Below are 12,210 nucleotides of genomic sequence, written 5' to 3'. Positions count from 1 at the left end.
CTCGACTGCCGCAGTTCGATCATCTGCCGAATTTTGAAAATTTGTAGATGGGAAATGGTGGAGCCAATCGGAATCGAACCGACGACCTCCTGAATGCCATTCAGGCGCTCTCCCAACTGAGCTATGGCCCCTCGCAAGGTCGCCTATTGGCGTCGTGCGGAGTGGGCGCGGTATAACCTTGCTGGAAACCTCTGGCAACCCCCTATCGTAAGATAAAACCTGAAACCCTACGCTCCAATTGCGCCACAGTGCCGCAACGCCCCAAGAAGCGGGAGCATCGGCAGGCCGAGGATAGTGGACTGATCGCCAGTGATCGCCTCGAACAGTTGGATCCCAGGCCCCTCCACCCGATACGCCCCGACGCAGGAGAGGCATGCATCGGCCTCTTGCTCCAGATACCCCTCGAGAAACGTGTCCGAGAATGTCCGCATCGTCATGGAAGCGTGTTCGATATGCCTCCATATAATTTCTCCATCGCGCCAAAGCGTCACGGCGCTGTGCAGTAAATGAGTCCGCCCTCTCAGATCTTGAAGTTGGTTTCGCGCGCCCTCAAGGTCTGTGGGTTTGTCGAACCAGCGCCCCTCGCAGCTCAACATCTGGTCCGCGCCTATGATCAGAGACATTCTGGAGACATCAGGGCTCTCCCCGACAGCCGCAGCTTTTGCTTCAGCCAACGCCAGCGCCGCCGCATCGGCATCCTGACCCATTGCGCGCGCCTTCGTCTTGTAGAACGCCTCATCGACCGCCGCCGCTCGCCATCTGAAGCCCAGACCCGCCGCCGCCAAAATCGAGCGTCGCGCACTCGAACCACTCGCAAGAAAAATTTCAGGCTTTTCCATCAGTTCACACTGCATATGACGTCCCCTAGTGACAGTTTCCGAGTCGGTTTTTGCGATCTCTACATAGCTCCCGACGATCGAATCGAAACATTAGGTGTGATGCGGAAGGTGAGTACTTCGGTGGGTAGGCCGTTTAGTACTGGGGTACATGTGGATAGTACTAGAGGCGTAATTCGGCCGTACCGAGTACCGGGGACAAGTCCTTCGCCCCTGGGTACGGTGAGTTGTACACAGCCTTTCTGCGGGTAAAACGGGATAACTTCAAAAAACGTCTATTTTTCAACGGGTCGCAATCTGTACACATCTGGGGAAACGTGGGGTACGTTTTTGGAAAGACGGGTACCCCTTAATCCACAGGGCTCATAACAAACCCAATATTTCTTTCTTCTCTTTTCTTGTTTAGAGATGGCGGCACTGATCGAGATACGAGGTGAACGGGCGGTGACGGTGGAAAATACGACGGATCAAGGTCGGCGGCTCTTACGAACGCTGAACGGTGAAGCCGTATGGCCTCCTCCGGTGTGGCTCATGCGCCAGGCAGGGCGCTTCCTCCCCGAATTCCGGGCGTTTCGCGAAAAGGCGAATTTTCTCACCCGGTGCATGACGCCGGATATCGCGACTGAACTGACGTTGCAGCCGATCCGTCGTTTTGCAATGGACGGCGCCATTCTGTTTTCGGACATTCTGATTCTCCCCTGGGCAATGGGACAATCGCTTGATTTCGTTGAAAATAAAGGCCCAGTTCTAGAACCGATCCGCAATGAAGCAGATCTTGCGCGTCTGGATCCCCGTCGCGTGGCGGAGGTCACTGCGCCGGTCATGGAGACATTGTCCCGGCTGCGTCGTGCCCTGGGCGAACCGGTTGGTGCGGCACCCGCCAATAGCGTAACGTTGCTGGGATTTGCCGGGGCGCCCTTTACGGTCTCTTGCTACATGGTCGACGGCGGTAGTTCGCGAGAGTTTGCTCAAACCCGGTTGATGGCGTTTTCCGAACCGGCCCTGTTCGACCGGTTGATAGCGCTGCTGACGGAAAGCACGGTAGATATGCTTTCGGCGCAGATCGAAGCAGGCGCGCAGGCGGTGATGTTGTTCGATTCTTGGGCCGGGCTTTTGCCACCTACGGAATTTCGCCGCCATGTGATTGCGCCTGCGCGCCAGATCGTCGCCGCATTGAAGGCCCGCCATCCCGGCGTCAAAATCATCGGCTTCCCTCGACTGGCGGGCATCATGGCCCTGGAATACGCTCGCGAAACCGGGGTTGACGTTCTTGCGCTCGACACCGGGGCGGATATCAAGGCGATTGCGGCTCAGGCTCCGCCGGGGTTGGTGTTGCAGGGTAACCTTGACCCGGTATCGATTCTTGCGGGTGGCGAAGCGATGCGCCGGGAGGCTCTGGCCGTTCGGGAGGCAGGACGTGGCAGACCTCATGTCTTCAATCTCGGCCATGGCGTTCTGCCGAACACACCGCCTGAGCATGTTGGCGAATTGATTGCGACTATCCGAAACATCAACACATGACATTGACGTGCGGTTCTGCGCTATCGCCTGAGGGCAGATTGCGGCTTGTGATCTTCGATTGCGACGGCGTTCTGGTCGACAGCGAGGCTTTGAGTTGCCGGATTGTCGCGGAAGCCGCGCGGGAGGCAGGACTGGACGTGTCCGATGAGGCTGCCGTTGCGCGGTTCGCTGGAAGGGCGCTTTCTTCGATCCAGACGGATATTGAAGAGGCTACAGGTAGCAGTCTGGGTGAGAACTGGTGTCTTACAATTCAGGATCGCTTTGTTCAGGCTTTTGGACATGGTGTTGATCTTGTCGACGGCGCACATGCGATGCTGGATGGCGTCATCGATTTGGGTTTGCCTGTTCGAGTGGGATCAAACTCTTCAATGACCGAGATGGATGTGAAATTCCGTGTCACCGGTCTTTATGATCGACTCGAAGGACGCATTCACTCAGCAAGGGATATGAAAAGGCCGAAACCCGAGCCGGATGTATACCTCTATGCTGCGGCCGTAGAAGGCGTGGCGCCCGCTGAATGCGTCGTGTTGGAAGACAGCGATACAGGAGCGCGGGCAGCCTTGGCGGCAGGAATGACTTGTGTCCTTCTTCGTTCAGCGCAAGAGCCCGCTCCACATGACGACAATCTGATTCGAATCGAAACACTGACAGAATTTCAGCCACTTTTAGAAAATGCACTATTTTTCCAAAAACTGAAAACAACATGATAAGCGTGTTGCAACCTTGGTATCCGTGGTTGAAGGCGATGCACATCATGGCGGTGATCGCGTGGATGGCTGGCCTGTTTTATCTGCCGCGTCTGTATGTCTATCATTGCCAGGTGATAAAAGGTTCTCAGGAAAGCGAGCGTTTTAAAATTATGGAACGTCGACTTCTGCGCGCAATTATCAATCCAGCGATGATGGTGTCATTGGTGTTCGGTGTGCTTCTTGTTCTCACGCCGGGAGTGATAGATTGGAAAGCCGGATGGTGGCATACCAAGATTTTAGCCCTTGCAGGTATGTTTGCCTTTCATGGCGCTTGCGCGAGGTGGCGTCGTGATTTTTCGGACGACAAGAATGTCCGGTCAGAAAAATTTTATCGAATCGCAAATGAAGTGCCCACGATTTTAATGATTGTGATCGTGATTATGGTCGTTGTGAAACCGTTTTAATATTTGTGGATTATTTATTCTTTCCTGTCGTGAAAACATTTTTATATAAATTTTAACATACAACGCACATTCGAAATAGAATTGTATTAAATACTTTATGGGAAGTGTTTTATGAAACTCGATACACATCGAACATATGACCGAAATGATATTTAGAGCATCGATTTATGAATTTTCTGATAGATAACGAATTAAAATCGACTGTCTATTGCCACTGAGACAAAAGACAGTCGTAATTTTACGAATTTCATTGGTAAGGCATGTGACGGTTACGATCTACGTATATTTAGTGGGCGTCTTGTTTATCCATCAGTTTTTGTGAAAGATAGACAGCTTCCAACGCGCGCTCATGGGCGACTTCCTTTGCATTGACCGTTCCGGAATGCCCGCCTTCCGTATCCTCATAATATAGAAACGGCGCGCCAAGTTCTTTCAACCGCGCCGCTAAACGCCGTGCATGCACTGGGCCAACCCGATCGTCTTTTGTCGAGGTAAAAATGAACGGTTCAGGATAATGAATTTTGTCCCGAAGGTGTTGTAACGGTGAAATTGATTCCAGGAAAAGCCGTTCCGTTGGAACGCTCATCGAACCATATTCATCCACCCATGATGCGCCGGCGGACATATTCTCGTAGTGGAGCATATCGAGAAGTGGAACACCGATTATAACTGCGTTCCACAGCTCTGGATGCTGGGTGAATTCCACACCCATAAGCAAACCGCCATTGGAACGACCTCTAATGCCAAGATGTGCGACGGACGTAATTCCCTGTGCAACGAGGTCGCGACCTACCGAGGAAAAGTCGTCATATACTTTTTGACGCTTTGTTTTTCGTCCTGCTTCGTGCCACGCTGGCCCGAACTCGCCGCCACCGCGAATATTTGCGACGACATAAACGCCCCCTCTGGTGAGCCAGAGACGACCGATCTCGGGTGCATAAGTTGGCGTATAAGATGCCTGAAACCCGCCGTAAGCGGTCAGTAGCGTCGGATTGGTCCCATTTTTTTTCATCATTTTGGGATGTACGATAAAATAGGGGACTCTGGCGCCATCTGTTGATCGCGCCCAAAACTGTTCCACAGTCAGGTTAGTGGCGTCGAACATAGCTCGGGTTTCACGGATCTTTTCAGCCGCCTCGGAAGCATCCCCCACCAGCCACAACTGAGGTGGGGAGATATATCCCTCGACCGTCAGGAACGCCTTGTCCGATGTCCGATCTGCATCGACGATGTGAACTGTCGACATGTCTGGCAAAGGCAGGACGTGTCGGGTCCAAGGCTCCCCGGACTTTTGCGGAGTAGTCAGGGTCATTGCTCGGCCGCGGACATTCTCGAAATAGGTAACGACGACGGTATTTCGCGTCACGGCGACTTCATCAAGCGCCTGGGAACTGTTGGGAGTGAAAAGAAGTTCCACGCCTTGATCGCTTGCCGCAGGAGCGACGGAGACCAGGCTGCCTGCTGGAATGAGCTTACGGTCGGGAAGCATCCAATCATCATTCACGGTAAAAATGAGCCGTCCGTGGAGCATGCCCTGCAGTTCTACGTGATCAGGCAGTGTCAGCCAGCGGAGATGCCCTGGCTCTTTCCCCTCCAGCGCGCTTTCCATTCCGTCGAGAATCGCGAAACGGTTGGTAAAGAAAGTCGGGGAGCGCCGGATAAGCACGAGTTTGTGGCCGTCGCCGTCTGTCAGAGATACAGGCTCCACAGCGACGTCGTTCTTCTCTCCTCGCGCGACTTCTACGGCACTCTCCAGAGACTGCGTATGCCCCACACGCTTGATAACGAACGGATAGCCCGACGTGGTCAGGGTCGCCCCAGTTCCGTCCCAATCGCGGCCCACCAGAATTGTATCGCGGTCCACCCATGCCGACGATTGCTTGGAGCGTGGCAGGCTAAAACCGTTCTGAACGAATAACCCCATATGGGTGTCGTATTCTCTCAAGGTTTGTGCGTCTTCCCCTCCATTGGACAGGGCGACGAGACAATACCGATCATTGGGCGCGAGACAGTCGGCGCCCTGGAAAACCCAATTTTTATTTTCTTTTTTTGCGAGAGCATCGATATCGAGACGCGTTACCCAACTGGTGAGTTTCTGCCGGTAGGCGCCCAACGTTGTTTGGCGCCACACGCCACGAGGGTGTTTGGCGTCTTGCCAGAAATTCCATATCTGTCCGTCAAGAAAGCGGGGTTTAGGCAGTCGGTCCTGGCTTTCGCCTGCCGCGAGCGCGTCGTCGTAAAATCCCTTGTAGCGGGGATCGCTTTCAAGTGTATCGGATGTTCGACGGTTCTGGGCGCTCACCCATTCGAGAGCCTTTACTCCTTCTATTTCACTTAGATAGTCTGCTTCGTCAGGGCTTGTGGCTGCTTTCAGCGGCGCCGACAGGCCTGTTTGAGCGAGGATGAAGGCGGCAAGAGCAAAATACGATCGGCGCATGAAGTTTCCCTTCCTTGTTGGGACTCTAGCGCGCAGCGTTCATTCTATACAAATGTAGTTGATTCGCGTCTGGGTACCTCAGATATACAAAACGATAATGAAATTTTTAACTTTATAAGAAGTATTCGTCTGATAAATATAAAGTAAAATACATAACAAAAAAATTTATAAAGTTGTATATTTTCATGTTATTTCCAATACTTATCAGAATATGTTATTAAATTATATCGCATAACCTATAAATATATTCGTTAAAATAACAAACTCAGAGGATTTCGTGCCGGATATTACTATCAGAGAGACGACATAGTTTTAGAGAATATATTTCTAAGTGAAGTTTTACGGTCGTGTATCGTCGGATTGCAACCCGAGAGTGTCTGCTGCCTCCGAGCGAGATGTCGATATAGGGACCATCAACGCCTTACGATCAGGCTGATAGGCGCAGGCGTTCCAACCGCGCGCCTGAGCGAGTGCGCTGACGACTTTGTAAACGGCAACCCAATGGGAGTCACTTGAAGGTGGCTTCCAGAAACGCATGACGAGCGCGCACGAAGCTACTGTGAATGATACGAACGAAACGCTCGTTGCGGCATAGCTCGGTGGTATAAAGCCAAGGATCGTTGTGATAAAAAGAGACATATCCATGGGGAAGACTTTCTCCGGCAGTGAAACGGAAGGATAGACGTCTCTGCGGCTCAATTTGTAATTTTTCGCAAATCAATTTTTGACTACAGAGTCAGTTATAAGAATAGGTTTAGCACTGTAAATTTCGAAATTTCTTATTGTTATCCGGGAGAGTTTTTCTCAAAAAAATCAACTTTTGGCCAAAGATCAGGAGACGTTTCAGCAATTACGCGGAGTGTAGGCGCCATGTTGAGAGATTCTGGATATGAATTGAGATTTTGAAGAACTAGAACGTCCGCCATGACCGAGGCTGATGTTTCGTACAGATTTATTCGGCGGCCTTGCATGGCGAGATTTTCATTGTCTGTAACAGACGTCTCTTCTGCAATTTGTAAATGGGCCCTGTTCCCTGGAGAGTAATAAATTTTTGCTTTTTTTTGATAACGACGGGCAAGTGCGATATAGCTGACGGCCACGCTCGTTCGATGGAAGTAAATAAGGTTGAAGCTGTCTTTTTGAAGGCGAAAGACTTCTTCCACGGATCCGAAATACGGTTTACCCCATTGGGTGATAGAGTGAATTTCAAAATCTTTCGACTCAAATGGTTCACTTTTTAACGCAGAAGCGGCTATGAAACTAATTTCGTAGCCGAGTTCTTCTAAGCGCTTCATATGCTTGAGAAGAATTTTTGAACGAGGATCGTCGCGCGGTGCGTAATCGTCGATTAGCAGCGCTCGTGGACGCTTATGGACGACCTCCACCGTAAGAGAATGTCCGAGACGTCGGGCCATCTCTTGTTCCAAATTGCGTTCATTGATTGCCGTGGCGCTATCCGCGACGCGTTTCCGAATTTTTTGTGTCTGTTCGGAGAGAACATTTAAAAATTTCTTTTGATTATCAAGACTATCGATAGCGTCGGTAAATCGGGAGATGTATTGGACGAAACTGTCGTCAAGTTCTTTTGATACCTCTAATATGACAGGAGATCCAATCAATTCCACTCCATCGCTTTCACGTATAACTTGTATTACATGCGATTGATTGGGCGGCAGGCTGATGGGGAGGATCAGATCGAAACCGTGCATTCCTGTGTCATATCCTGCAGTTTCTATGTCTTTTCTGTATTTGTTAGCAACGGACCGAGTAAAGAATTTGCCGTTTATCAATATCTGTATCGCAATAGGTTTTGTGTCGTTATTCCCGCTATGCGCCCAACCAGTGATACGCTGTCTTCCGGCATGATCGAGATATCCAGCGAAGGAAGTCGATTTAATAGCGGAAACAGGAATTGCTTCCGGCCGAATTGGATGAACAAGATATGGTGAGCCGCTGATTTCTGATCCATCGTCGATTCTAATTATGCGCACGACGTGTCGCTGGTACGGGTTTAATCCTCCGTCAACTATAAAATCGAATTCTATTATATGAATACCGTCGGATAATTTGGGTGGACCTTTGGGTGTTATTGTGCCTAATGTTATGTCGTCGACAACTATACGAAATTTTGGGGATTTTTTCGAATGCGCCTCTATCCAGCCTGATATATTTGTTTCCGATACGGATGTTATGTATCCATTTATTTTTCCGAGTATCGAGTTAGATAAAGGAAAATTCAAAAGTCGATTACGGATTTCTTCGAGTTTCTCTCCGCTGTCGATTCTGGGGGCGCAATAGCTTGCGGGTTTTGTGTTGTAATTTTTATATAATGAAAAATACTCATTTATATTTTGAAATTCGCATCGGCCTCCGTCGTCTATAAATGTTTCCGTTGCGGCGCCTTCGGCAAAAATTATATCGTGATTATCCAATTCTATATGAAAATACTGTATGTCTTTTCCTGTTGTTTTTATAAATATATTTTTTCCGTTTATTAGATTTCTGGCCGGAATCAAATTACCGTCAATAAACATTGCGTGATTCTGCGATACGTAAAGATCGCGACGCGGCAATCCGAATCCAAGAGATCCTTTTAGAAAAACTACTGGGGTTAGATCAGGATTTTCTTTTGATGCCGAGACTGGATAGTTCCGCCTTCCGATCCATCGTATCGATCGAATTTTTCCCTCTACAGTTAGGACATTATCGCCGACGCGTAACGCCTCCACGGGCACTTCCCCATCTGATGTAGTTATATGGGTTCCGGCGCAAAAACACGCTATCAGCACCAGAGTCCCGCCACTGCCGTCGCTCATGACCGTGAAGTCGCTCGCGACGTGGCCGCCGGCCACGTAGATGGGTGTGCTGGTATTGGCAGTGCCGTTCGACGTGAAATCCAATTCTCCTGTGCTGGAGTTATAAGAGACGCCTGCTTCATCGCTGTAACCTGAACTTACAAAATCGACATACGCGCCCGGCATTAGAATGGCGTTACTGGTGGGAACTGTGAGCCAGGTATTGGAGTTCTTGTAAACCATCAGAACGCCGCCCGACGATACGGTGACGCCGTCTATGGTTCCGCGCCAGTTCATGACAGCGCCGCCTGATTCGACGGTTATGTTCGATGCCGAACCGAGAATATCAACATTGAGATATCCTCCGGATTCCACAATTATGTTCGAGGCAGTTCCCCCGCTCGATATATGTAGCTGTGCGCCTGACGAGATGGTTACATCAGAAGCCGATCCGCCATTGAGGACGATTTCGGTGTTTTCTGTAAGCGCATAAGCAGGATTGCCGCTGCCGCTAATGGTGGAGTGTGACGTCGTTCCTCCGGAAGACACGGTCAGGACGCCACCTGATTGTATGATCGTTGTATCGGCTTCTCCTGAAACAATCAGGTTGCCGCCGCTTTGCACGGTGGTGTTTTCAACGACACCGCCAGAATTGACTGTGAGGGTATCTCCACTGGCGACGATCAGGCTACTCGAAGATTGCCCGGTTGAAACTGAACTGGTCGCCATGGCGAATTTCCCTTTAATAAAGGAATTTTCGTTGAATGTTGGAGAAAGAAAATTCCCTACTGAACGTGAGATGATGTCTGTAATATATTAATAAACTGAAAATTTAAGAATTTGTGAAAAGTTTATATAAAAAGGAAATTTGCTGATATCGAAAACTACTTGTTTTAACGGGAATCTAGAAATATTTTTTCGAAAATCCTTCACGTTGATTATGAAAATTGTTATTTATTCTATAATAAACAATGATTACGCTTGCAGAAAGCAGATTAGGGCAGCTTCCCGGTTTTTAAGTCAACCGAGCGCATTGGTCGAATCAGACGACGCGTCCGGTTACTCACAAGGCGGTGACGGTCAGCGGTAATATTTATCTCGCGCCCTTTGTTCGAATACCGAACACCATTTGTGATCGCCGTCCTGAGGCTCGATTATATACTGATCAGAGCGCAATATCGCTTGCCTCCGCCAGCCAATGTGGACAAGAGAATTCCCCTCGGAAGAGGCCGGACATGCTCACATCTCAAGAGTGAGCACGTCCGAAGTCCGCCAAATTCGTCAGGCTATGGTGGGCACGATCCCACCTTCGACGCGAATGGCGGCGCCGTTGGTGACCGCTCCCAAAGGACTCGCCAATAACGCGACCTGCGCCGCGACTTCGTCTGCGTCGATAAGGCGACGAATTAGGGAAAGAGGACGCATCTTGGCGAAGAACTCTGCCTCCCGGTCGGCTTCAGGAGCGTCTTTGCCATCGACGACAGACCGGATGAACTCTACGATTCCTTCGGAGCGCGTAGGGCCGGGCATGACGGAGTTCACCGTGACCTTTGTGCCTCGTGTTTGCTCCGCAAGTCCTCTGGCAATGGCGAGTTGCGCTGTTTTGGTCATGCCGTAGTGGATCATTTCCTGAGGGATCACCAGAGCGCTTTCACTTGCAATGAAGATAACCCGCCCCCAGTTGGTGGCCAGCATTTGCGGAAAATAGTGGCGGGTCAGCCTCACGCCGCTGATGACGTTGACTTCGAACAGGTGCCGCCAATCGTCATCGGTGATCTCCGTAAATGGCTTGGCTTCATAGATACCGAGATTGTTGATCAGAATATCGACCTGAGGGACAGCGGCAATCAACGCTTCGGCGCCTTCGGCGGTCGCGGGATCAGCGAGGACGCCTCGGACAGTTCCCTTGGCGGCGACCAGTTTCACCGCTTCGTCCAGTTTGACCTGCGATCGACCGCACAGGATTACGTGGACGCCTTCTTCAGCAAAACGCTCAGCTATCGCCAGTCCTATGCCGGCCGTAGACCCGGTTACGAGCGCCGTTTTTCCTGTGAGTTGTAAATCCATGATCTGTTTCCCTGATGGTTCGTCACGCGAGACACTAGAGCAGTGGAGCTTAGATGATTAGAATGCACCTAATCACGATAAAAGTGCATTTTAATCATGAGTTGAAAATGGATAACCGACTGGGAGAAATGCTGGTTTTTCTGGAGGTTGCGCGGACGGGTGCGTTGGCCGCAGCGGCCAAGTCGTTGCGCCTGACGCCGTCAGCGGTTAGTCGCGCAATGTCGCGTCTGGAAACTCGTCTGGGCGTGCAACTGCTGTCTCGCACGACGCGTTCGCTGGCGCTGACCCCGGAAGGCGAAGCCTACCGGGCCCGTGTTTCAGGGCTTGTCGAAGAGCTGGATGATGTTGAGCGTAGTTTTGGCAAAGAGGCGCAGGCTGCGCGCGGACCGTTGCGCATCAATGCATCCGTACCGTTCGGCGTTCATGTCCTGCTCCCTTTGCTGCCCCGGTTCATGGAATGTCATCCGGGAATAACCCCGCACGTCGACCTCACGGATTCTGTCGTCGATTTGGTAGACCAGCGCGCCGATGTGGCGTTCAGAGTTGGGCCATTGCGTGATTCGCGTCTACTGGCACGGAAGATCGGGCAGAGCGGCATGGCGGTCGTAGCGAGTCCGGATTATCTCGCCCGTTATGGCCATCCATCACGGCCCGAGGATCTGGAGCGGCATTTGTGCTTGAGGTTCAGCTTTCGGCGGACCGTCGACGCCTGGCCATTTCTGATCGACGGCGTTGGGAGTCAAAAGGCTGTAGAAGGCGCATTTTTCGGTAACTCAGGCGAAGTCGTTCGCCTGATGGCTGTCGCTGGCGGCGGCGTCGCCAGACTTGGGCGTTTCCATGTCGCGGATGATCTGGCGAACGGGCGACTGGTCGAAATCTTGGAGGCGTTTAATCCGGGTGATCGAGAAGACATTCATGCGGTCTATGTCAAACACGAACGTTTAGCTTCTCGTATTCGCGCTTTTCTCGATTTTTTCTCGGAGTCATTCACGGGTGACGGCTTTGTCGGTGGTGCCCGCAAATCCTCAAACGGGCACGGAGGCTTGATCCGGCGATGATGACGACCTTGATTTATATGGCTGCTGCTCTTGCCGAAATTGCCGGGTGCTATTCGTTCTGGGCGTGGCTTCGTATGGAAAAATCTGTTGTCTGGCTTGGTCCCGGCTGTCTTTCTCTGGTGGTCTTTGCGTTTCTTTTAACGCAGATCGACACCGCCGCAGCCGGTCGGGCGTATGCGGCGTACGGCGGAGTCTACATCAGTGTAGCTCTTGTGTGGCTGTGGCTTGCGGAAGGTGTCCACCCGGATCGTTGGGATTTTTTTGGTGCAGGTCTGTGCCTGCTAGGCGTTTGCGTGATTCTGGTCACGCATCACCGCGCGTAGACTTTACGCATGACTCACGA

General features: G+C 51.1%; 9 protein-coding genes and 1 tRNA gene. 5 read left to right on the top strand and 5 right to left on the bottom strand.

Annotated features, from left to right (window positions below; genetic code table 11):
• Positions 1–55 precede the first annotated feature (55 nt).
• A tRNA-Ala gene (locus tag HK28_RS07205) sits at positions 56–131 on the bottom strand.
• 96 nt (positions 132–227) lie between these two features.
• The gene (locus HK28_RS07200; protein ID WP_086643928.1) at positions 228–839 is read right to left on the bottom strand and encodes a Maf family protein; all 612 of its coding nucleotides are present in this window, start codon (positions 837–839) and stop codon (positions 228–230) included.
• A 405-nt stretch (positions 840–1,244) separates the two neighbouring features.
• Here HK28_RS07200 and hemE point away from each other — a divergent pair, with 405 nt between their 5' ends.
• Genes hemE through hemJ form a run of 3 tightly spaced genes read left to right on the top strand, consistent with a single transcriptional unit; the run spans position 1,245 to position 3,510 of the window.
• On the top strand, positions 1,245–2,357 hold the full coding sequence (hemE, locus tag HK28_RS07195) for a uroporphyrinogen decarboxylase (protein ID WP_086643921.1): 1,113 nt from the start codon (positions 1,245–1,247) through the stop codon (positions 2,355–2,357).
• Positions 2,354–3,064: an HAD family phosphatase gene (locus HK28_RS07190; protein WP_086643920.1), complete on the top strand. Its 711-nt coding sequence runs from the start codon at positions 2,354–2,356 to the stop codon at positions 3,062–3,064. Before hemE ends, HK28_RS07190 begins: the two co-directional genes overlap by 4 nt.
• Positions 3,061–3,510 (top strand): protoporphyrinogen oxidase HemJ, encoded by a 450-nt coding sequence (gene hemJ / locus HK28_RS07185; protein WP_086643919.1) that lies wholly within the window; start codon positions 3,061–3,063, stop codon positions 3,508–3,510. Before HK28_RS07190 ends, hemJ begins: the two co-directional genes overlap by 4 nt.
• 286 nt (positions 3,511–3,796) lie before the next feature.
• Here the strand turns inward: hemJ and HK28_RS07180 are convergent, their stop codons facing one another.
• The 3 genes from HK28_RS07180 to HK28_RS07165 all read right to left on the bottom strand — a co-directional run bounded on the left by HK28_RS07180 (position 3,797) and on the right by HK28_RS07165 (position 10,809).
• Entirely contained in the window at positions 3,797–5,947 is a 2,151-nt protein-coding gene (locus HK28_RS07180; protein WP_086643918.1) for a prolyl oligopeptidase family protein, read from the bottom strand.
• Positions 5,948–6,732: 785 nt separating this feature from the next.
• Positions 6,733–9,471: a Hint domain-containing protein gene (locus tag HK28_RS07170; protein ID WP_086643916.1), complete on the bottom strand. Its 2,739-nt coding sequence runs from the start codon at positions 9,469–9,471 to the stop codon at positions 6,733–6,735.
• Positions 9,472–10,023: 552 nt separating this feature from the next.
• The gene (locus tag HK28_RS07165) at positions 10,024–10,809 is read right to left on the bottom strand and encodes an SDR family NAD(P)-dependent oxidoreductase (protein WP_086643915.1); all 786 of its coding nucleotides are present in this window, start codon (positions 10,807–10,809) and stop codon (positions 10,024–10,026) included.
• A gap of 107 nt (positions 10,810–10,916) precedes the next feature.
• On the opposite strand from HK28_RS07165, the gene HK28_RS07160 reads away from it, so the two are divergent.
• Complete coding sequence (locus tag HK28_RS07160; RefSeq protein WP_086643927.1) at positions 10,917–11,867, top strand: LysR family transcriptional regulator; 951 nt, start codon at positions 10,917–10,919, stop codon at positions 11,865–11,867.
• Positions 11,864–12,190, top strand: coding sequence for a YnfA family protein (locus HK28_RS07155; RefSeq protein WP_086643914.1), 327 nt, complete (start codon positions 11,864–11,866; stop codon positions 12,188–12,190). Before HK28_RS07160 ends, HK28_RS07155 begins: the two co-directional genes overlap by 4 nt.
• The last annotated feature ends 20 nt before the right edge of the window (positions 12,191–12,210 follow it).

The organism is Acetobacter sp. DsW_063 (genome assembly GCF_002153745.1).
Taxonomy (GTDB): Bacteria; Pseudomonadota; Alphaproteobacteria; order Acetobacterales; family Acetobacteraceae; genus Acetobacter.
This window is presented reverse-complemented; position numbering and strand designations above follow the sequence as displayed.